We start from the raw sequence: 20,314 nt of genomic DNA, 5'->3' as shown, positions 1-20,314 counted from the left end.
TTTTTGACTTCTGTTAAGTAGTATAACAGATTCTTGAATTTTCGTACACTAGAGAAGACGGAAAAACATAAAAAATCATCGAAAGTTTCAGCTTATTTTAGAAATTTATCTGCTCAACTAAATAAAGTCTAAAATTTAATAATTAAACCTCTTACTAAAGAGACTATACTACTTGTAAAAAAGACAACTAGCTTAACTAATTCAATAAAATTGGAGGTTTATTTTCATGAAACAAACAACTGAATTTTCTAAAACGTATTTAATCGTAAATGAAGTTTTTAACGCGGTTACTCACGGTGTTGCTGCTGGTCTAAGTATCGCTGGCTTAGTCATCTTATTAATCAAAGGAGCAAATTCGGGTTCCACTCTTGAAACAGTTTCCTATGCAATTTATGGAACGACATTAATTTTACTCTATCTTGCTTCAACATTATTTCATAGCTTGATATTCACCCGAGCTAAAGGCGTTTTCCAAATATTCGACCATAGTAGTATTTACTTGTTGATTGCCGGAACCTATACACCTTACTGCTTAGTCACAATTGGTGGCACTTTTGGCTGGACACTTTTTGGAATTATTTGGCTAATGGCAGTCTTAGGCGTTGTTTACAAGTCCATTTGGTTAGGAAAATTTCAAAATGCCTCGACAGTTATTTATATCATTATGGGATGGTTATGTATCACAGCAATGAAACCCTTATATGATGGTCTTGGCGTAGTTGGTTTTTGGCTATTAGTAGCTGGTGGTGTTTCCTTTACAGTCGGTGCATTAGTGTATAGCATGCGTTCAGTAAAATTCATGCATGTTTTATGGCATCTTTTCGTGATGTTAGGTACTGGATTAATGTATTTCTCAATTTTACTTTATGTATAATACTAACATTTGATAGAGTAGTCCTATTTGGGATTGCTCTATTTTTAATTGGATATCTTATTATGACGAAATTTACTCAATCAACACTGGCCAGCAAAAAATACGACGATTACCTGGTTTAAACGGACTTTTCTTTCCAAACGTCACTACATATCGATGAAAGAACTGATCCTACTTCTCCACTTTGTGACACAACCTTACCTAGTATTTCAATCTATCAATCAGATTATTGGACAGAAATGAATGAATGGCAGTATGGAAAGTGACAACTTTATTGCCTATATGATTTAAATGGATAATTAAGATACAGTCTTTTATTGAAGACTTGAATTCAATAAACGTTAACCGTTAAAGATTGAGTTTTAATTGCTATCAATGAACTAGCACATTTAAAACAATTGGATAACCTTGTTGACATTAAGGTAACAACTTTAATGCAATGATTCGGTACATGTATCAAACTAAAATAAAGTGCAGATACTCAAAAGATTATTTGAGTGCCTACACTTTATAAACCTTTAAAAATTATTTTTTAACTACTGGAATTAAAACGCTAAATTCTGTTACTTGGTCCTGAATAAACGCATCAACAATCTCTAAATTATAATTGCCATTAATTGCATAATCTTCAGATTGATATACTTCTCCATAAGCAGCACCAATAAACTGATCTGCTTCTAGACGAGTTGTTACAGATGTTGTAAGAACGGCATATTCACCTGCTGGTAGTTCAAAACTCGCTTGACCACTCACTGCTTTTTCCGCTTTCACTCCAACAATGTAATGAGCCCCATCAAGATTGGCATTCACTCCATAAAAATGGGCATCACTTGCAAATTCAGCCAACTCTTTTTGATTCTTCTTCAACTCAGTTAAAGCTTTTTCTTTGTTGGCACTTATTGCTGGAAAGCCACTTGGATCTTGCGGTATGTCAATTGGAGTAGAGGAACCAATAATATAGTGTGCAGAAAATTCTTTAACTGTAAATGACATATAAGTCGTCTCCTTCGATAGAAAAGATTTTGTTACATTAAACTGCTTCAATTAATGCCTAATGTGGTGTAAATATAGCATAAAAAGCGCCATTTGTATAATTATTTACTCTCTTAAATAGTGAAAATAAGTTTAAAATAAAAAGGCTATAGTCAATGCTATAACCTTTTTATTTCTCTTAATTTTTCCGTTGATATGTTTCAAAAATATGAGGATATCTGTTTTTTTCATCAATAATTCCTGGTTCTGCATCCGTAATCTGCCATTCTTCCCAATTTAAAGCTGGAAAAATCGTATCTCCTTCAAATTCTCCTTGAATCATCGTGCGGTATAAAATATCCGCATCTTCTAAAAACTCTTTAAAGACACCAGTTCCACCTGTAATAAAAGTATCTTTTTCATAAGATTTTGCAAAATCAAGAATTTCTTCACGGCTATGCATAATTGTCACACCCTCAGATTCATAGCTAGGATCCGTTGTCAGAATAATATTGATGCGATTTGGTAAAGGACGTTTTCCCATTCCTTCAAATGTCTTACGTCCCATTACAACAGCATTTCCAGTTGTCATTCGTTTGAAGTATTTTAAATCATTTGGTAAACTCCAAGGCAATGTCCCCTTGTTGCCAATCACACCTTGTTCATCTTGCGCCCATAAATAAGCAATCATCTTAACACCAATCCTTTCAACTTAAAAATTTACTACCCTTAAACTGCAATTGGAGCTTTAATCGCTGGATGCGGATCATAACCTTCAATTTGAATATCTGCTACATCAAAATCAAAAATACTCTCTTTTTCTGGATTTAAAGTTAATGTTGGAAAATCACGAGCTTCCCGAGTCAATTGTTCTGCCATTTGCTCCATATGATTTGAATAAAGATGAGCGTCCCCTAAAGTATGCACAAATTCCCCAACTTCTAGTCCAACTTCATGAGCAATTAAATGCGTCAATAAAGCGTAGCTAGCGATATTAAAAGGTACTCCTAAAAAGATATCCGCACTTCTTTGATACAATTGACAGCTTAATTTGCCATCTGCTACATAAAATTGAAACAATGTATGACACGGAGGAAGGGCCATTGTCGGAACATCTTCTGGATTCCATGCAGATACGATCAAACGTCTTGAATCTGGTGTTTTTTTAATCATCTCAATCACATCTTTTAATTGATCGATCGTTTCACCCTGTGTCGTTTTCCAATTACGCCATTGAGAACCATAAATATTGCCCAATTCTCCATATTGTTTAGCAAAACCTTCGTCTTCTAGAATACGTGCACAGAATTGCTTTAATTCCACTTGATAAACTTGATTAAATTCTGGGTCCGTTACTGCTCGGCGGCCAAAATTTGTCATATCAGGTCCAGTGTAATCTGAACTTTTAATAAAGCGTTCAAAAGCCCATTCATCCCAAATATGATTGTTGTGTTGCAACAAATAACGAATATTCGTATCGCCTTTAATAAACCACAAAAGTTCACTTTTAATTAAACCAAAAGGAACACGTTTTGTTGTTAATAAAGGAAACCCAGCAGCTAAATCAAAACGCATTTGATAACCAAATAGACTTTTCGTTCCAGTTCCAGTTCGATCTGTTTTGATTGCTCCTGTTTCCATTACCTTTTTACCAAGTTCTAAATAGTCTTTTTCCAAGTGGTTTCCCTCCATTATTCACTCACATACTGACTTAAATATTCCCAGCGATTCATTTTCGCTTCTAAATTTGCATCTAATTTTGTCATTTTTGCTTGTAGTTCTTGTAATAAACTAAAGTCACTACCAGATGCTGCCATAGCTTCTTTAACTTCTTCTAACTCAGATTCTAATTGGAACAGATCATCTTCAATGGTTTCCCATTCTTTTTGCTCTGCATAAGTCAGTTTAACCTTTTCTTTTTTATCTATAGATTGATTTGTCTTAGTTGCTTTTCCTTCTTTTTCACTAGCTGATCCAGATTGTTTATCTGGTGTGTCCTTATTCAGAGCAATATACTCAGTAATTGTCCCTAAATACGGTGTGATAACTCCGTTTCCTTCAAAAACTAGCAAACGTTCTACCGTTTTATCTAAGAAGTAACGATCATGAGAAACCGAAATAACAGCGCCTGGGAACGTTTCAATATAGTCTTCTAAAACAGTTAAAGTAGCAATATCTAAATCATTCGTTGGTTCATCTAATAATAAAACATTCGGACGTTCCATTAATAATTTCAATAAGAATAAACGTCGTTTTTCACCACCAGAAAGCTTACTAATCAAAGCACCGTGCATATGGCGATCAAATAAAAATTGCTCTAATAACTCTGTCACACTAACGCGCGTTCCATTAGTTGTTTCAATCTCTTCTCCAACTTCTTGCAAATACTGAATGACTCTTTTTGACGGATCCATTTCTTCAGTCATTTGCGTATAATAAGCAATCTTAACTGTTTCACCAATAATTAATTCACCGCTGTCTAAGATAAAGCGTCCAGCTAATGTATTTAATAATGTAGATTTTCCAGCACCATTTAAACCACTGATACCAATTCGATCTTTTGTTTGGACAAGCAAATTAAAATCTTTTAAAATAACATGATTATCCAACGTTAGATTTGCATCTTTCAATTCAAAAACACGCTTACCTAAACGACTACCATCCATATTAATTTCGACTTTCCCGTCACTTTTTGCTTGATTCAGATTGCCTTCAAGATCATGAAAACGATCTATTCTTGCTTGCTGTTTTGTTGTTCTTGCTTTCGCACCAGCACGCATCCAATCTAACTCTTTCAAATAAAGTTGTTTGCGTTTTTGATCTGCTTTCTCAGCCTCTAATTGACGTTCTGCACGTTCTTTAACATAGCTTTCATAATTCCCAGTATAACTTGTCAAGCTTCCATAAGACAACTCTAACATTCGATTTACAACACGATCTAAAAAATAACGATCATGAGTGACTAGTAACAATGCGCCTCGATAACTGCTTAAATATTTTTCTAACCAACTAATCGTCGCAAAATCTAAATGATTGGTTGGCTCATCCAATATTAATAAATCCGGTGCTTGAATCAATACTTGAGCCAAGCCAACCCGTTTACGCTGACCACCAGATAACGTTGCTACTGATTGTTCCAAGTCTTTAATTCCTAATTGATTTAAAATCATTTTTGCATTTGTATCAGCAATCCATGCATCTTGACGATTCATTTCTTGCTCTGCTTTTGTGTAGTTATTTTGATAGTGTTGATTTTCAGGGTCCATTGTCAAATTATCTAACGCTTTTTCATAGTTTCTAACAGCCACTAAAATAGGAGTATCTCCATCAAAAACTGCATCAAAAACCGTTTGTTCAGGATTCAAATCTGGATGTTGACGTAAATAGCCCATTCGATACTCTTTAGACATCTGAATGTCACCTGCTTCAGCACTATCCAGTCCAGTTAAGACATTTAATAAACTGGTTTTCCCCGTTCCGTTGGTACCGATTAATCCAACACGTTCTCCCTCACTAATTGTAAATGAAATACCATCAAATAAGGTCTTTTCTCCATAGGTTTTGGTTATATTTAACACGTTAAGCTCTTTCATTGCGTGTTCATCACTTCCTTTTCTTGAAACATTATCTTTTCTATTCTAACACGATTTCGTCAGAACTCATATATTTCTAGATAAAATTAATGGCTATTTAATTTTAAAAGTTGCTTAAATTTTTGTAAATCTGCTTGAATTTCTACTTCTAATTTACGATTATAAAAAATAGCAGCTGGATGAAATGTTGGAAAAATCTGATATTTTTCTTTTGTCCATTGATATTTTGTCATATCTATCTTGGATAGTTGTTGAATTTCAGATTCAATTAACCTACCATGTAACATACCAATTTTGGCTTTTTTTCCAATTAAACGTTGTAGTCCGATATTGCCCATTGTTAAAATAAATGGTGGCTGAATCTTATTAATTTCGTAATCTAATAGAAAAGCATGTGCCAATAATTCTTGACTTGTTGGTGGACGATTGTACTTTCGTAACTCTAACCTACCCGTCTTGCGATTTATTCTCTCTTTTTCTACATAAGGACGACTTCTAAAGGGGCTTGTTAGATAGACTTCCTCTCGTGTAACTTCAAGTAACTGAAAAAAACGATCCAATTCTTTTCCAGCTCGACCAGAAAAAGGAATTCCAGTTTCATTCGCTTCAACTGCTCCTGGCGCTTCACCAATTAACATAAATTTAGGAGAAAAAGAACCTTGCCCAACTAAAAATCCCTCCACAGGGAAATCTTTGACATTTGCCTTAGCTTCTTCGATTAATTCCTTCGTTAAGATTGTTGGCATCACAGAAACCACCTTTAACTTTTTTATTTTCAAAATCTTAGTGTAACAAAAATAGGAACTAGTTACACACCTATTCACTGTTCATATTCTGTATATAAAAAATACACTTCCTATTCTCAGAAGTGTACTTTTTTATTAACGTTGATTAAAACAATCCAGAAACTATTCCATCTTCAGAAACATCCATATTTAATGCTGCTGGTTGCTTTGGTAATCCTGGCATTGTCATAACATCACCTGTCAAAGCAACAATAAAGCCCGCACCTAATTTTGGAACAAATTCACGAATGGTAATTGTAAAATCATGTGGACGACCTAGCAAACTTGGATCGTCAGATAAAGAGTATTGTGTTTTTGCCATACAAATAGGCAAGTCTTCCCAGCCATTTTTTTGGAATGTTTGAATCTGGGTTAACGCTTTCTTAGAAAATACAACATTTTTTCCACCATAAATTGTTTGAACAATTTTTTCTACTTTCCCAATGATTGTTTCTTCCGCTGCATTGTATAGTGGTGAAAATTCAGCATCACCTTGCTCAATCTCAGCTAAAACTGCTTCAGCCAACGTTACGCCACCAACCGATCCCTTTTCCCAAACAGCTGTTAAAGCCGCTACGACACCTAAGTCTTGACAAAGATCTTGAACCATTTGAATTTCTTCATCCGTATCACTAATAAACTCGTTAATCGCAACAACAACTGGTAAGCCATATCCTTGCATATTTTCAATGTGTTTTTGTAAATTTGCAAACCCACTCTTTACAGCCTCTACATTTTCTGTCGCTAATTCAGTTTTAGGAACACCTCCATGCATTTTTAAAGCACGAATTGTAGCAACGACTACGACAACATCTGGGGCTTTCCCTAATTGAGGCACCTTAATATCAAGAAACTTTTCTGCGCCTAAGTCTGCTCCAAATCCTGCTTCCGTTACAGTATAATCTGCTAAATGCAATGCTGTTCGAGTTGCAAGAACGCTATTACAACCATGGGCAATATTTGCAAATGGTCCACCGTGAACTAACGCTGGAGTATGTTCCAATGTCTGAACTAGGTTCGGCTTAATAGCATCTTTTAATAGTAATGTTAATGCCCCTTCAACTTGTAAATTTTTCACCGTAATCGGTTCTTTTTGATACGTATAACCTATTACAATCGCTGCCAAACGTTTTTTCAAATCCTTCAGATCCGTTGCTAAACATAAAATCGCCATAATCTCACTGGCCACAGTAATGTCAAAACCATCTTCTCTAGGTACACCTTGCATTGGGCCGCCTAACCCAATATTAACATGGCGCAATGCTCGATCATTCAAATCAACTACCCGTTTCCAAATAATTCGTCTTGAATCAATATTTAATGAATTCCCTTGAAAAATATGATTGTCAATAAATGCAGATAAAGCATTATTTGCAGAAGTAATGGCGTGCATATCCCCAGTAAAATGTAAGTTAATGTCCTCCATTGGTACAACTTGTGCATAACCACCACCAGCTGCGCCACCTTTAATTCCCATCGTTGGTCCTAATGAAGGTTCACGTAATGCAATCATTGTTGATTTACCTAGGTGACTTAAGGCATCGGCTAAACCAATCGTTACAGTTGATTTGCCTTCACCTGCTGGAGTTGGATTAATAGCTGTTACTAAAATCAGCTTACCTGTTGGATTTTCTTCAACTGCTTTTAATGTTTCAAAATCAATTTTTGCTTTATATTTTCCATATTGTTCCAAATTTTCCGATGTCAAATTTAGTTTTTGCGCTACGACCTCAATTGGCTCCATTTTCGTTTGCTGTGCAATTTCAATATCTGATAAATTCACAAAAATCTCCTCCATTTGCTAAATTACGAACATTAAAGAGATATTTCTCTTTTTTATTCTGTTATTATTTCATTATACAATAGATAACTAGTAAAAAGGAACCAGAAAAGTAATTTCTCTAATTTTTTTTCAAATAATGATCGATTATAATTGACGTAGCTAATGAATATTTCTATAATATAGATAGCTATCCGATTTGTTATATTTTCAGATGGCAATATTATGAATTTAAGGGGGGCATGTACATAAGCAAAAGGGAACGGTTAAATGGTTCAGTACTGAAAAAGGATACGGTTTTATTGAGTACAATGATGGAGAAGATCTTTTTGTCCATTTCACTGGAATTGAAGGTGAAGGCTTTAAAACTTTAAGCGAAGGACAAGTTGTACAATTTAATGTACTTGAAGGTACACGCGGCCCACAAGCAACAAACGTTACAGCCAGTGAGCAAAACAACTAATCCCTCTTAAACATTTTTACCACAGAATACGACTTTAAATACAAATAAAAAAGCGTGAATCAAAACGAATAAAATGTTTTGATTCACGCTTTAAATTCGTTTATAAATTAGGAAAAGATACCTTATTGCCTGTAACTAAACATTCTTTATAGTTAGAATTATTTTTCAGCCTGTAATGAATTCTCCAAATAAGCGACTGTATTTTCTTCCTTAGTGATTGGAATCTCTTGATATTTTTGAGTGAATTCTTGCCAAAAATGTGCCTTATTTCTCTTATTAAAAAAATAAAGTTCAAAGGATTTAGAATTTTCTCTTAAAGAAAAATCTTGTCCCCAATAATAAATTTTAATTTTCTCAATTTCCTCAATAGAAATATCACTTTTTTTGACTCCCCGTAAATAGTTTAAATAAATTCGATTTTGACGAATCGTCACACTAGATCCCATTCCTACATAAAAACCAATAATAAATAAAAGTGCAAAAACAATACTGATTACGTTTGCCCGTTGTAATTCAAGAATACCAATAAAACTAATAAAAAACATCGTTGAGCAAACAGACCAATAAATAACTTGATAAGCAGGCTCTAAAGAAAGACGATAACTTTTTTTGTTTGAATAATTCAAAACGGTACTCACTCCCATTCACATTAATCTGCTCTTTATATAGTATCATAGTTTAAAAAATGATGCCATTAAGAAAAATAGAAACCATCAATCTTAGGAATATCTTATCATTAGCATCCTACTTCTCGTCATAAATAAAATAACAAAAACACGATAGATTTCCTCGCTATCTTGAAGTAACATACATGAATAGCAGCTCTTGTTTTATCAATACTCTTTTTAAACTAGCTTTTCTTCTTAAAAAGCTATAAAATAAGACTCATAAAACTAAAGGAGTTCATTATGTTAAAACTATATACAGATGCCTCTACAAAAGGAAATCCTGGACCAAGTGGCGCAGGTGTTGTTGTGATTAGCGATACTATTTATAAACAACTTACTTTCCCGTTGCCAACGATTCTAACTAATCATGAAGCCGAATTTGAAGCTTTGATTTGTGGTTTATCTTATTTAAGAGAACAAAATTTACACGATGAAACATTGATGATCTATACAGATAGTAAAATTGTGGCAACTGCTGTTGATCGAAATTATGTAAAAAAAGAAAATTATCAGATTTATTTAACTGAAATTAATGCTCTTTTAGCCCCATTTGAGCTAACCTTTATTAACTGGATAGCAGAAAATCAAAATAAAGGAGCCGATCATCTTGCTAGACAAGCACTGCAAGAACGGTTAAAACAAATCGGATGACAAGCGTATTAATTGAATTCAGCCTAATAAACAAGGTATACTAAGTTTATTAGATGAATAAATTTTTATAATCGAAGGGAGTTGTCTTTATGACTATACTTAAACATCCACCAGTTACGTCCATGACTGAAATCCTTACATGGCTTATCGGAATTTCTTTTTTTCTGTTTATTATTGGTGTGTTAACCTACAACGGAAAAACGTTACGTATTCCCCTTCGTGTTTCTAAAAACAATCCCAACAAAGCAAAAATCCAACAGCAACTTAAATTTGCACGATTTATCGGACTTAGTTCCATCTGGGCTTCCGTTGTAACTCTTTTAGGTAGCTTAAGTTTAATCAAAGTCGCATCTGATATCGTTCATACGATTTTTGTTTCAGCCTTCTTTTTTTCAATTCTTGGACCAACAATCTTTTTAGCACAACGACAATCAAAATAAAAAATAAAGCAAGAGCTAAAACGAAAAATGTTTTGGCTCTTGCTTTTTATTAATAGTCGTAAACTTCTTGATAAATTTTATCTTGTAATTCCAATAAATATTTAGGCGTTAAAGCTTCACCCGTTGCAGCCAGAATCAATTCATTTGGTTCTTTGGATGAACCAAATTGATGAATATGCTCTGTTAACCATTGACGAATTGCTTCATAATCACCCGTTGCATAAATACTTGGCAAATCAAGGTCCTTTTTCATTGCCTGTTGCAACTGTGCAGCATACATAAATCCTAGTGCATAAGAAGGGAAATAACCAAAGCTCCCCCCACTCCAATGAACATCTTGTAAAATACCAACTGCATCATTATCAGGTGTAATTCCTAGGTATTCTTGATATTTTTGATTCCATAGTTCTGGTAAATCTTCAATAGCTGCATCTTCATTAAAAATCAATTTTTCAATTTCATATCGGATAATAATATGCAATGGATACGTTAAAGTATCTGCTTCAATTCGGATTAAAGAAGATTTAGTTTCATGTAGTCCCTTATAAAAGGTATCAAAATCAATATCATCTAGCTTTCCTTCAGCATACGATTGCAATAATTTATAATTATCTTGCCAAAAATCACGATCGCTCCCCATCACAATCTCATAAAATAAAGATTGTGATTCATGGATTCCCATTGATACGCCACCTTTTAAAGGTGTGTAATCAAAACGTTCAGCAATATTTTGCTCGTATATCCCATGGCCTGCTTCATGAATAATACCAAAAATGGCCATTTTGGCATTATATTCATCCCAACGTGTCGTAATTCGAGCATCATTGCGATTCATACTTTCCATAAAAGGATGGGTAGTATCATCTAAACGACCCGCTTCAAAACGATACCCCATTTTTTTGATTACAGCTATACTGAATTTACGTTGATTTTCAATACTCATATATCGACTTAAGAAATCAGTCTGTGGAATTTTTCCTTTGGCCTTAATTTTTGCTAAAATTTCTTGAATTCCCGCACGAAGTTCACCAAATACTTGGTCTAAAATTTCAACCGTCATGCCTGGCTCATATTGATTTAGCAAAACATCGTATGGTGTTTTTTCATCTTTTTTCCAATATCCAATAAATTGCTTTTCAAAATCAATAATTTTAGTTAAAGAAGGTTTAAACAGATTAAAGTCTTTCGCTACGCGAGCTTTACGCCACGCACTATCTGCTTGTGAAATTACTTTAATAAACTCTTGATAGTCAGTCTGTGGAATTTTATGATTTAAATCATACTCTTTTTGAACTTTTTCCACCATTTTTTGGGTATCTGGATTTAATTCAGACAAATGTTGAGTCAAAAAGGTTAAATAATGAACCATTTCAGATGAAACAGATTTTTCAAAAGCTAAACCAGCAATATAACTAGTCACTTCAGAACGCTGTGGTGTTGAAGCTTCAGGCATTCCCGTTAACGCATCCCAGCCCAATAACGCATCAACTTCATTTAAAATCGAGATTTCTTTTAATAAAGCTAAAAAACCTTGTTCTTGCTTGACTAGTTCATTCATGATACTTAATCCTCCTGTTTACGTGGTACACGTGGTGGACGCTCTCCCCAATATTGGAAGAAATCTGTTCTTAATGCACCATTATATAGTTTACGTTTTTTAGTCGCTCTCTCGCCGTAAAAACTTTCAAATGTTAAATCACTCGTTAAAACATATTTACTCCATGTTTTCAACGGACGATATGTTGTTCCCATTTGACGATAAAGGGTATGAACTGCCTCTTCTTCACCTAAACGTTCCCCATAAGGCGGGTTAGCCACAATGACACCATATTTTTTCTCTGTTGTAAAATCGCTTAGTTGCATTTGTTTAAAGGTAATACTATCGGCTAAACCTGCTTCAATTGCATTTTCTTTGGCAATTTCAATCATGTAGCCATCAATATCTGTTCCAACAATATCTAATTCAACATCATAGTCAGCTAAACCTTCTGCTTCGGTACGAACCTCAGCCCAAATTGCTGCATCAAACCATTCCCACTCTTCACAAGCAAAGCTACGGTTAAATCCAGGAGCAATGTTATGACCAATTAAAGCCGCTTCAATTGGAATCGTACCTGAACCACAAACAGGATCATAAAATGGGCGATCTTTTCTCCAACTAGTTAGCATCACTAATGCAGCTGCCATATTTTCTTTTAAGGGAGCGCCACCTTTTGATGTCCGGTACCCTCGTTTAAATAGACTTGGTCCAGTAGTATCTAAGGTTAAAGTGACTTTATCCTTTAATAAAGCAACTTCTAACTGATACAAAGCACCTGTTTCTGGTAAACGTGTATTACGATGATAGACTTCGCTTAAGCGGTTAACAATTGCTTTTTTTACAATCGCTTGACAATCTGATACACTGAATAACTTTGATTTAATCGACTTACCCGCTACTGGAAAATGTGCATCCATCGGCAACAAATCTTCCCAAGGCAAAGCTTTTGTTTTCTCAAATAATTCATCAAATTCATAGGCATTAAATTCACCAACAATAATTTTGACACGGTCAGCTGTTCTTAACCATAAATTAGTTTTAGCAATATCTCGTTCAGTTCCTTCAAAAAAAACCTTACCGTTCTCGACTTGACAGTTATACCCTAAATCTTTGATTTCTTTTCCTACCAAAGCCTCAATTCCACTAGCTGCCGTTGCAACAAGTTGAAAATTTTTCATTTAAATTCCTCAATTCTATTCCAAATATTTGATTAGAATAGACGTCCTTTTTAAGAAAAAAGGCCTATTTCTAAACAGTTCCTACCTATTGTAGCATTTTTCTTCTATAATTTCATAGAAACTTAACTAAAAGAGTAATTAAAAAATAAAAAAGACTGACTTCCTAAGAAGCCAGTCTTTTCCTGAAATTGTAAATTTCTGTAAGCCATGTTCTGTCTCAGATAAAAAGTCAGGTTCTGTTTTATCCGGAGGTAATTATCTGTCTGCAATTACTTGCCTCTTTCTCTCGTTGAATTCCTTAGAAAGAGTGCCCCTACCAAAGTTTGGGTTGCTCGCTCGAGGGGTTTACCGCGTTCCACCATTAACGTTTCCATTAATGCTTCGTCACTGTGGCACTTTTCAAGAATACTCAGGCATAGTTAATAAATTAACCTTAGCACTTTTTTTCTGCCGTTACTTTATCAATTGATAAAGGCCTTAGCTTATTGTTTCGCTAAGCACGAACACTACAAGCATCTCAGCTTGTGCGAGCATGGACTTTCCTCAGCCTAGTCTAGCTAGACCGCAATTACCCAAAATTTACAATGTTTTAAATTTAGTTAAGTTGATTATTTTATAGTTCGTTTGTATCGTCTAATTTTGAACCAAATACGTGTCTTTCTAAATTAGATAGACGTTTTAAAATATCAAAATTAGTTACCGTTGTATTCGGTTGTTGTGCTGAATAAGCAGGTTTAGTAACAGTTGCTTGTTTTGTTAGCTCATCTACTTTACTAAGTAAACGCTCATTTTCAGCCTTAAGTTGCGTAAATTCTTTGTTATATGATTCATAGTCACGAATCACATTGTCTAAAAATTCATCAACCTCAGCAGGACTATAGCCGCGCATAGATGTTTTAAATTCTTTTTGTAAAATATCTTTTGTAGTTAAATTTCTATTTGCCATGGTTACACCTCATTTTCATACTCTCATTTTTCATTATAACACAATTTTATTGATTTATCTCATTGTATCAAAAATTCTATCAAAAAAAAACTAATTTCATTCCTCAATCACACTATTTTGTAGTTGATCAAAATCAATTAGATAACAAGGATACTCTTTCACAGTAGCTTGTCGTTGAATTGCTTCGTGTAAATACTTAGTTTTCCCTTCAAATTCAGGATCATAAACTAACAATGCTGCATCGCTATGATCTAATAAAAACTGTTGATGAGCTCTTAATTGATTTGGATTTTCATAGGGTTTATGAGATGTGCTATCTGTAAAATCTGCTGAAGATTTAATTTTTTCTAATTTCATGCGGTTGATTTCATTCCAATTCCCGCCAAATTCATAGAAAGGAAAAATAACACCTAATTTAATTTCAGGATAGTCTTCTTTCAGTTCATTAACTACCTCAGCACCCCATTGCTCCACACCTGATTGTCCGCCAATTAAAATCCATTCAACTCCCGTTTCAATTAAATTGGTTAAATTATCTTTTAGGCATTTTTTTATTACAGCAATTTTAGGATCATCTTCTTTAAATACACCTAACTCAAAAGAACGATACCCACTGATTATTAAATTTGACATAAGCTACCATCCTTCTTCTTTTCTTTACCGCTAACTATTTGTTATAATAGTAAAAGGAGTGTGATTATTTGTGGCTATTAATTATCCAAACGGTAAGAGCTATGTTAATAGTGCCGAATCTAGCAAAAAAAAGCAAGCCCCAAAGAAAGATCCTTCCTATGCTAAAAGAGGAATGACCTTAGAAGATGATATCAATGCCAGTAATGAAACTTATCTAGCTTTCGGAAAAGCCGTTATTCACAAAAAACCTACACCTGTTCAAATTGTACAAGTGGATTATCCAAAGCGTAGTGCTGCCGTTATTAAAGAAGCCTATTTTAGACAAGCCTCAACAACTGATTATAATGGTGTTTATCGTGGTTACTATTTAGACTTTGAAGCAAAAGAAACAAAAAACAAGCAATCTTTCCCACTTAAAAATTTCCATCAGCACCAGATTACTCATATGCAACAATGCTTAAAGCAACAAGCAATTTGTTTTGTTTTGCTGCGTTTTTCATTATCTAATCGCATATTTTTACTGGAAGCCAAAGAACTTATTCAATTTTGGGAATTAAAAGATCATGAAGGACGAAAATCAATTTCATTAGAAAGCCTTGAAAAATGTGGACATGAATTGTATTATAGTTTAGCCCCACGTATTCCCTACCTAGATGTAGTGGATATACTCATTCAACGCTCTAATCAAGAGCTTGGTTAATTCTAGTAAAATGGTTTAGTTTAAAGGAGTAGATAAATTATGACTGATAACAATGACAAAATGTCACGTGTTGCTCAAAAACAGAAAAAAGAAAAAACAACCTTAAAAAATAACGGCAAACCCAAAATGAAGCTTTGGAAAAAAATCTTACTATCGCTAATCGGTATTGGCTTGGTTGGTCTAATTAGTGGAGCTGGTTTGTTTGCTTACTATGCATCTTCTGCTCCAGCCCTGACTGAAAAAGATTTAAGAGGTGTTGTTTCTTCTAAAATCCTTGATATCAAAGGAAATGTTATTAAAGAAATTGGTAGCGAAAATCGTGAGGTTGCAGAAGGTGATGAAATCCCTCAACAATTAAAAGATGCGATTACTTCAATTGAAGATCGACGGTTCTATAAACATTTTGGGATTGATCCAATTAGAATTGGTGGCGCTGTTGTTGCTAACTTAACCAGAGGGTTCGCTTCTGAAGGTGGAAGTACATTAACCCAACAATTAGTCAAACTTTCAGTCTTTTCAACAAAGGCCTCTGATCAAACGATTAAAAGAAAAGCTCAAGAAGCTTGGTTATCCATAAAATTAGAACGTGAATATTCAAAAGAACAAATTCTTGAATTTTATTTAAATAAAGTTTATCTAGCCAATAACAATTATGGCATGGCAAAAGCAAGTAAGTATTACTATGGAAAAACATTAAAAGAGTTAAGCTTGGCTCAACTGGCTTTATTAGCTGGAATGCCACAAGCTCCAGCTGATTATGATCCCTATGTCAATCCGGAAGATGCGACAAAACGTCGAAATTTAGTTCTAGATGCGATGTATGAAAACAAAAAAATATCTGCTAGTGAACGAGATACGGCTAAAGCTGAAGATGTTAAAGTAGCATTGGTAGATCATTCCACTGATAATTCATCTGATCTAGTCATTGATGCTTATTTGGAACAAGTTATTGCTGAAGTTGAAAAGAAAACAAAATTAAATATCTTTACAGACGGATTAACCATTCATACTAATTTAGATATGGATGCCCAAAAACATCTATATGATACTTTAAATACCGATCAGTATGTTGCCTATCCTGATGACCAACTTCAAGCTGGTGTATCGATGGTAGATGTTAACACTGGGCAAATTAGAGCTTTAGGTGGCAATCGTAAACAAACTGCTCAACGTGGCTTAAATCGTGCAACAAGTTTAAAACGTAGTATTGGTTCAACCATGAAACCATTAGCCGATTACGCTCCTGCGATTGAGTTTTTAAATTACTCAACCTATCAACAAGTAACAGATGCTCCTTACACGTATTCCAACGGAATTCCACTTTATAATTACGATCGTGCTTATAAAGGGCAAATGTCGATTCGTGAAGCAATAGAGGATTCGCGAAATATTCCTGCTTTAAAAACCTTACAAGCTGTTGGTTTAGATAAATCTAATCAATTCTTACAAGGACTAGGTATTAATATTGAACAATCCGATGGAGTTACTAAAGGGTTAGTCGAATCCAATGCAATTGGGGGTGACGTAACACCATTAAATCTTTCAGCTGCTTATGCTGCATTTGCTAATGGCGGTACGTATTATGAGCCCTATGCTGTTAGTAAAGTTGTCTTACAAAACGATAAAGAGATTGACCTATCTACTAAAGGAACGCAAGCAATGAAAGATTCAACAGCTTACATGATGACAGATATGTTGAAAGATGTAATTAAAAATGGGACTGGTACAAATGCTCAAATTCCTAATTTACCACAAGCTGGTAAAACAGGAACAACAAATTATGATGATACTATTGCAGCTAAGTTTCCAGCTAGCTCTTCACCAGATGCGTGGTTCAGTGGTTATACAACGAACTATTCAATATCGGTTTGGGTTGGTTATGACGATCCTAATGCAGATAATCATGATTTAAATCCACGATCACAAAAATTACCTGGATTGATTTATAAGGAATTAATGTCTTATGTTTCTGCTAATATTGAAACAAAAGATTGGAAGAAACCTAATAGTGTTGTTTCTTCACCAGTTTTAAAAGGATCTGATCCTGCTAAGAAACCTAGTGCTTATACGCCTAGCAGTAATATTCTTCAAGAATTATTTGTTAAGGGATTTGCTCCAACAGAAGTTTCTAGTGGTGGCGGCGGTGCTTCCTCTAGTGATGAATTGCCACAGCCAACTGGATTGAGTGCTAGCTACGATGCAACAAAAAATAGTATTGCAATCTCTTGGAATGACTATCAATTTAAGAATGCTAATTATACGTTAACTGTTGGTGGACAATCCTATACAACAGCCGATAAAAAGTATACAGTCTTAAATCCATCAGAAGGTACAGTCACAATTACTTTAACTGCAACTGTTGGCGGACAAACTAGTCCCTCTGTTTCAACTTCTGTGGAAGTTCCCGTAAAAGCGATAGATAGTTCAAGTGTCGATTCTTCTAAAGAAGAACCTGCTTCATCCTCTTCTTCTAGCAGTGTGGCTCCACCTGAATCTAGCAGCACTGAACCGCCTGCTTCTAGCTCAGAAAGTAGTAGTTCAGAATCTTCATCTAGTTCAAGTGATTCAACGGTTATAGGTGGCTCTGCATCAGCTGAGAGTTCTTCCATACTGGCTAGAAACACCCTATCACTATTCGGATTCTCAGCTATTACTAAAAATTTGATTTAATTAATAAATAAAATAAAACCGGCATCAATTAGAAACTTTCTCTAATTGATGCCGGTTTGTTTATATTTATTATTTTACAAGTGCATTAATCTCTTTGTTTAATTTTGTTGCTTTTTGTTCTGAGTTTGGTGCTACCACTTGTTGGTATTTCCCAGTTTTTTCATCCTTATCAAATCTAGACAAGCTGACTCCATAAAAAACGTAATTTGGTAATTCCCCAGCTTTAACTTGATCATTGGGACTCAAATATGCAATTAATTCCGTGCCGGTCGTAGCTGGACCAATACCATTCAATCCAATCAGTTCTTTTTCATTTAATTCTGCTTCACTCATACTTGATGTTTCTTTTTCAGATTTAAATTGGCTTTTCTTCACAAAACCCGTTGGTTGGTCAACTATCATCGTCTGCCCAACTAAAGACTGATCGCCATAAAAAACTTGGTTTACTAAAATAGTTAATCTAGTTCTTCCCGTTGATGCTATTAAATTTTCATCAATATCAATAGAGGGGTCACTAGCAACAATCAACCCTTGAATGCCTACTTCTGTCTTAGATTCTAAATCTTTAATTGACTTTACTGTATCAAATGACTGTATTTTTTCAATTTGTGTTACTTCCATATCATCCATATTTTCGTTTAATCCTACATTTTTTGCGTCTTCCAAAGCTAACTGATAACCCGTTTCGTTCATTTTATTCGTCGCCATTTTTTTACTTTTCTCTTCCGTTTTGGATGCAACAGACTCAGTTTTTTCATTTGTTTGTTGACAGCCTGCTAATAAAAACAAGAGGCCTGCTGTTAATACGATTTTTTTCAACATTAATTCTATTCTCCTATACTAATCTTTATTTTTTATATAATACATGTTACTAAAAAACAAATTAAAATACAAGAGATATTTTATTTAAATAAAATAAGATCAAAAAAAGTCTTTTCACTTCTTTTGACCTTAACTGCTTAATTTAGTTTAAGATAGCCCCATTTTTTGTTTTCCTTCACGACATTCATCTAATAAAGGACAGATCGCGCATTTAGGACTTCGTGCAGTACAATGATAACGTCCAAAAAAGATTAAACGATGGTGCGCATCTACCCACATAGATTCAGGTAATTTCTTCATCAGTGTCGCTTCAACTTCACCTACGTTATCTTTAATTCGACAAATCCCCAGACGCTTTGTTACTCGCTCAACATGGGTATCTACCGCAATTGCCGGAATACCAAAAGCATCTCCTAAAACCACATTAGCTGTTTTGATCCCAACTCCAGGCAAGGAAACCAACTCTTTTCGAGTTTGTGGCACTTCACCATTAAACTCTTCTATCAATTTGCGACAACATCCTTGAATGTGTTTGGCTTTATTACGAAATAATCCAATCGTTTTAATCGCATCCATAATTTCTTCAACCGGAACTGTTAAAAAAGCTTCAGGTGTTGGATATTTTTCAAATAATCCAGGAGTTACTTTATTTACTGAAATATCGGTTGCCTGCGCACTTAGCATAACTGCAATTAGTAATTCAAAGGAATTTTTATGTGTTAATTCGCATGTCGCATTGGGAAACATTTCGCCCATTACTTCAATTGCATGAATTGTTTTAGCTTTTGAAAACAAGTTTGCTTTCCCTCTTTTCTTATTCGTTATTTAACCAGTTATGCAATGGTACTTGTGTCGTAGACTCATTATTTTGTTGTTTTGGTTCAGATTTTGCTGGCATCGAATTTTGACGAAATTTTTCTGATTCTTTCAAAACCTGCTCTTTAGTTTTAATGTTTTTGCGTTCCCAACTTAATAAAATCCGATCCACATATTTTAAACTGTACACTTGACTTAAAACAGCTTCTCTTAGCGCTAATTCAATTAATTCCACTGAATAATGGTCTTCATCTAACCACATGCCAATCGTTTCGATTTCAATTGGTGACAACGGGCGAGCAAATTCTGCTTCAAATTGTTGATACAAATCTTTTTCAACAGTTGCTAATTCAGCCTTTGTTTGTTGTTGTTCCACTTGCTGAATGCATAAAGCTAATTTATCCCAAAGTAATGCCAAATTATAAAAATCTTGACTTTTTCCATCAAAACTTGTTTCCGTTTCAATCGTTAAGACTTTTTTTTGAATTAATTCATGGATTCCTTGAAAAATTGAATCTGTAGTATTTCCCATTCGCTGTGCAATTTCTGCTGTATCTGGAAATAGATTGCCTTGATCCATTAATGATTTTAATTGAATAATTAAAATTAATTCTTCGTTACTTAATCCGATTTGACGATAGTAGGTTAATAGAATAGTCGAAATTGACACGTTTCCTGCTCTTAACCATTTTTGTAATAACTGATTATTCATTTTCATCAAACTCCTTACTCTCCATTATCTTACGCTATTTTTACTGACAAAACAACTGATTCAGTCAAATT

General features: G+C 34.4%; 19 protein-coding genes, 1 other RNA gene and 1 pseudogene. 6 read left to right on the top strand and 15 right to left on the bottom strand.

Annotation, left to right across the window (positions count from 1 at the left end):
* Positions 1–226: 226 nt before the first annotated feature.
* Positions 227–874, top strand: a complete 648-nt coding sequence (trhA, locus tag BR43_RS03950; RefSeq protein WP_034559711.1) for a PAQR family membrane homeostasis protein TrhA — start codon at positions 227–229, stop codon at positions 872–874.
* A 525-nt stretch (positions 875–1,399) separates the two neighbouring features.
* Here trhA and BR43_RS18950 read toward each other — a convergent pair.
* The 6 genes from BR43_RS18950 to BR43_RS03920 all read right to left on the bottom strand — a co-directional run bounded on the left by BR43_RS18950 (position 1,400) and on the right by BR43_RS03920 (position 8,022).
* Positions 1,400–1,867: an effector binding domain-containing protein gene (locus BR43_RS18950; protein WP_051933803.1), complete on the bottom strand. Its 468-nt coding sequence runs from the start codon at positions 1,865–1,867 to the stop codon at positions 1,400–1,402.
* Positions 1,868–2,045: 178 nt separating this feature from the next.
* On the bottom strand, positions 2,046–2,537 hold the full coding sequence (locus BR43_RS03940; RefSeq protein ID WP_034559709.1) for a dihydrofolate reductase: 492 nt from the start codon (positions 2,535–2,537) through the stop codon (positions 2,046–2,048).
* Positions 2,538–2,575: 38 nt separating this feature from the next.
* Positions 2,576–3,523 carry a thymidylate synthase gene (locus BR43_RS03935; RefSeq protein ID WP_034559707.1) on the bottom strand — a complete coding sequence of 316 codons (948 nt, stop codon included), beginning with the start codon at positions 3,521–3,523 and terminating at the stop codon, positions 2,576–2,578.
* Positions 3,524–3,537: 14 nt separating this feature from the next.
* Complete coding sequence (locus BR43_RS03930) at positions 3,538–5,439, bottom strand: ABC-F family ATP-binding cassette domain-containing protein (RefSeq protein WP_034559703.1); 1,902 nt, start codon at positions 5,437–5,439, stop codon at positions 3,538–3,540.
* Positions 5,440–5,525: 86 nt separating this feature from the next.
* Entirely contained in the window at positions 5,526–6,185 is a 660-nt protein-coding gene (locus BR43_RS03925; RefSeq protein ID WP_034559696.1) for a uracil-DNA glycosylase, read from the bottom strand.
* 145 nt (positions 6,186–6,330) lie between these two features.
* The gene (locus BR43_RS03920; protein ID WP_034559694.1) at positions 6,331–8,022 is read right to left on the bottom strand and encodes a formate--tetrahydrofolate ligase; all 1,692 of its coding nucleotides are present in this window, start codon (positions 8,020–8,022) and stop codon (positions 6,331–6,333) included.
* 235 nt (positions 8,023–8,257) lie between these two features.
* On the opposite strand from BR43_RS03920, the pseudogene BR43_RS19455 reads away from it, so the two are divergent.
* Positions 8,258–8,467: pseudogene (locus BR43_RS19455) on the top strand (cold shock domain-containing protein); the annotation flags it as partial.
* Positions 8,468–8,625: 158 nt separating this feature from the next.
* Here the strand turns inward: BR43_RS19455 and BR43_RS03915 are convergent.
* On the bottom strand, positions 8,626–9,093 hold the full coding sequence (locus BR43_RS03915; protein ID WP_157463935.1) for an EbsA family protein: 468 nt from the start codon (positions 9,091–9,093) through the stop codon (positions 8,626–8,628).
* A gap of 282 nt (positions 9,094–9,375) precedes the next feature.
* On the opposite strand from BR43_RS03915, the gene BR43_RS03910 reads away from it, so the two are divergent.
* Positions 9,376–9,786: a ribonuclease HI family protein gene (locus BR43_RS03910; RefSeq protein WP_034559688.1), complete on the top strand. Its 411-nt coding sequence runs from the start codon at positions 9,376–9,378 to the stop codon at positions 9,784–9,786.
* A gap of 89 nt (positions 9,787–9,875) precedes the next feature.
* The gene (locus tag BR43_RS03905) at positions 9,876–10,226 is read left to right on the top strand and encodes a hypothetical protein (RefSeq protein ID WP_051933802.1); all 351 of its coding nucleotides are present in this window, start codon (positions 9,876–9,878) and stop codon (positions 10,224–10,226) included.
* A gap of 49 nt (positions 10,227–10,275) precedes the next feature.
* Here the strand turns inward: BR43_RS03905 and BR43_RS03900 are convergent, their stop codons facing one another.
* The 5 genes from BR43_RS03900 to BR43_RS03885 all read right to left on the bottom strand — a co-directional run bounded on the left by BR43_RS03900 (position 10,276) and on the right by BR43_RS03885 (position 14,523).
* Entirely contained in the window at positions 10,276–11,784 is a 1,509-nt protein-coding gene (locus BR43_RS03900; protein ID WP_034559686.1) for a carboxypeptidase M32, read from the bottom strand.
* 5 nt (positions 11,785–11,789) lie between these two features.
* Complete coding sequence (locus BR43_RS03895) at positions 11,790–12,944, bottom strand: THUMP domain-containing class I SAM-dependent RNA methyltransferase (RefSeq protein ID WP_034559683.1); 1,155 nt, start codon at positions 12,942–12,944, stop codon at positions 11,790–11,792.
* A gap of 196 nt (positions 12,945–13,140) precedes the next feature.
* Positions 13,141–13,524, bottom strand: an RNA gene (gene rnpB / locus BR43_RS19450) — RNase P RNA component class B.
* Between the two features lie 33 nt (positions 13,525–13,557).
* Positions 13,558–13,890, bottom strand: a complete 333-nt coding sequence (gene gpsB, locus BR43_RS03890; RefSeq protein ID WP_034559681.1) for a cell division regulator GpsB — start codon at positions 13,888–13,890, stop codon at positions 13,558–13,560.
* A 96-nt stretch (positions 13,891–13,986) separates the two neighbouring features.
* Entirely contained in the window at positions 13,987–14,523 is a 537-nt protein-coding gene (locus tag BR43_RS03885; protein WP_034559679.1) for an SLOG family protein, read from the bottom strand.
* A 70-nt stretch (positions 14,524–14,593) separates the two neighbouring features.
* Here BR43_RS03885 and recU point away from each other — a divergent pair, with 70 nt between their 5' ends.
* On the top strand, positions 14,594–15,223 hold the full coding sequence (gene recU / locus BR43_RS03880; protein WP_034559678.1) for a Holliday junction resolvase RecU: 630 nt from the start codon (positions 14,594–14,596) through the stop codon (positions 15,221–15,223).
* Between the two features lie 39 nt (positions 15,224–15,262).
* Positions 15,263–17,893: a PBP1A family penicillin-binding protein gene (locus tag BR43_RS03875; RefSeq protein WP_034559676.1), complete on the top strand. Its 2,631-nt coding sequence runs from the start codon at positions 15,263–15,265 to the stop codon at positions 17,891–17,893.
* A gap of 69 nt (positions 17,894–17,962) precedes the next feature.
* Here the strand turns inward: BR43_RS03875 and BR43_RS03870 are convergent, their stop codons facing one another.
* The 3 genes from BR43_RS03870 to BR43_RS03860 all read right to left on the bottom strand — a co-directional run bounded on the left by BR43_RS03870 (position 17,963) and on the right by BR43_RS03860 (position 20,243).
* On the bottom strand, positions 17,963–18,715 hold the full coding sequence (locus BR43_RS03870; protein WP_034559675.1) for a lipoprotein: 753 nt from the start codon (positions 18,713–18,715) through the stop codon (positions 17,963–17,965).
* Positions 18,716–18,862: 147 nt separating this feature from the next.
* Positions 18,863–19,510, bottom strand: coding sequence for an endonuclease III (gene nth, locus BR43_RS03865; protein WP_034559673.1), 648 nt, complete (start codon positions 19,508–19,510; stop codon positions 18,863–18,865).
* A gap of 19 nt (positions 19,511–19,529) precedes the next feature.
* The gene (locus tag BR43_RS03860) at positions 19,530–20,243 is read right to left on the bottom strand and encodes a DnaD domain protein (RefSeq protein WP_034559671.1); all 714 of its coding nucleotides are present in this window, start codon (positions 20,241–20,243) and stop codon (positions 19,530–19,532) included.
* Positions 20,244–20,314: the final 71 nt, after the last annotated feature.

Origin of the sequence: Carnobacterium gallinarum DSM 4847 (assembly GCF_000744375.1) — a bacterium.
GTDB classification, from domain to species: Bacteria; Bacillota; Bacilli; order Lactobacillales; family Carnobacteriaceae; genus Carnobacterium; species Carnobacterium gallinarum.
This window is presented reverse-complemented; position numbering and strand designations above follow the sequence as displayed.

Bases quoted from the DNA above. Each gene is read 5' to 3' on its own strand.
- trhA (WP_034559711.1), top strand. From the start codon at position 227: ATGAAACAAACAACTGAATTTTCTAAAACGTATTTAATCGTAAATGAA.
- BR43_RS18950 (WP_051933803.1), bottom strand. From the start codon at position 1,867: ATGTCATTTACAGTTAAAGAATTTTCTGCACACTATATTATTGGTTCC.
- BR43_RS03940 (WP_034559709.1), bottom strand. From the start codon at position 2,537: ATGATTGCTTATTTATGGGCGCAAGATGAACAAGGTGTGATTGGCAAC.
- BR43_RS03930 (WP_034559703.1), bottom strand. From the start codon at position 5,439: ATGAAAGAGCTTAACGTGTTAAATATAACCAAAACCTATGGAGAAAAG.
- BR43_RS03925 (WP_034559696.1), bottom strand. From the start codon at position 6,185: ATGCCAACAATCTTAACGAAGGAATTAATCGAAGAAGCTAAGGCAAAT.
- BR43_RS03920 (WP_034559694.1), bottom strand. From the start codon at position 8,022: ATGGAGGAGATTTTTGTGAATTTATCAGATATTGAAATTGCACAGCAA.
- BR43_RS03910 (WP_034559688.1), top strand. From the start codon at position 9,376: ATGTTAAAACTATATACAGATGCCTCTACAAAAGGAAATCCTGGACCA.
- BR43_RS03905 (WP_051933802.1), top strand. From the start codon at position 9,876: ATGACTATACTTAAACATCCACCAGTTACGTCCATGACTGAAATCCTT.
- BR43_RS03900 (WP_034559686.1), bottom strand. From the start codon at position 11,784: ATGAATGAACTAGTCAAGCAAGAACAAGGTTTTTTAGCTTTATTAAAA.
- BR43_RS03895 (WP_034559683.1), bottom strand. From the start codon at position 12,944: ATGAAAAATTTTCAACTTGTTGCAACGGCAGCTAGTGGAATTGAGGCT.
- gpsB (WP_034559681.1), bottom strand. From the start codon at position 13,890: ATGGCAAATAGAAATTTAACTACAAAAGATATTTTACAAAAAGAATTT.
- BR43_RS03885 (WP_034559679.1), bottom strand. From the start codon at position 14,523: ATGTCAAATTTAATAATCAGTGGGTATCGTTCTTTTGAGTTAGGTGTA.
- BR43_RS03875 (WP_034559676.1), top strand. From the start codon at position 15,263: ATGACTGATAACAATGACAAAATGTCACGTGTTGCTCAAAAACAGAAA.
- BR43_RS03870 (WP_034559675.1), bottom strand. From the start codon at position 18,715: ATGTTGAAAAAAATCGTATTAACAGCAGGCCTCTTGTTTTTATTAGCA.
- BR43_RS03860 (WP_034559671.1), bottom strand. From the start codon at position 20,243: ATGAATAATCAGTTATTACAAAAATGGTTAAGAGCAGGAAACGTGTCA.